The organism is Pseudarthrobacter sp. 10T415 (genome assembly GCF_056394175.1).
This window is the reverse complement of record NZ_JBFTHJ010000061.1, coordinates 1-608: the sequence shown is the minus strand read 5'-3', so window position 1 is coordinate 608 and position 608 is coordinate 1. Positions and strand designations below refer to the sequence as shown.

Below are 608 nucleotides of genomic sequence, written 5' to 3'. Positions count from 1 at the left end.
AACCGCTCATGCCGACGCTTGTTGGTGGTGGGGGTTGTCAGGAGTAATGCCCGTTGCACGGACGAATGTTTCGTGGCGGGTGCTCAAGGGTGGAATATCAACGAATAGGTGCCTGGTGGCACGGACTGTTTGCTAGTACGGACTGATCTTTTCGGAGGTGGTCCTGGAACGTGGGTGGTTTGGTCTGCTGGGTAGTGTTTGGCACACTGTTGGGTCCTGAGGCAACAGGGCCATGCTGGTGATCTTCCTTTGTGGGGGTTGGTGGTGTGGGTTTGTTTGTTTCTGGTTTCCCTGCTGCATCGATCATGCACGTGTTGTGTGTGGGGTGTGTGGTGTGGGGTTGTTGTTTGAGAACTACATAGTGGACGCGAGCATCTTGTATAAGAAGCAATTTCCAAGAATATGAACCTGGATCTGGCTGCATCCTTTGGGTGTGGTTGGTTTTCGTGGTTCTCTCGAAAATTAGTTTTTGATCTTTGTGGTCAAGTTTTTAAGAGCACACGGTGGATGCCTTGGCATTAGGAGCCGAAGAAGGACGTAGGAATCTGCGATAAGCCTGGGGGAGTCGATAACCGGACTGTGATCCCAGGGTGTCCGAATGGGGAAAC

1 rRNA gene is annotated in these 608 nt (G+C 51.8%); it reads left to right on the top strand.

Features of this window, described 5'->3' with window-relative positions:
• Positions 1–480: 480 nt before the first annotated feature.
• A 23S ribosomal RNA gene (locus AC1DBN_RS21445) occupies positions 481–608 on the top strand; the annotation flags it as partial.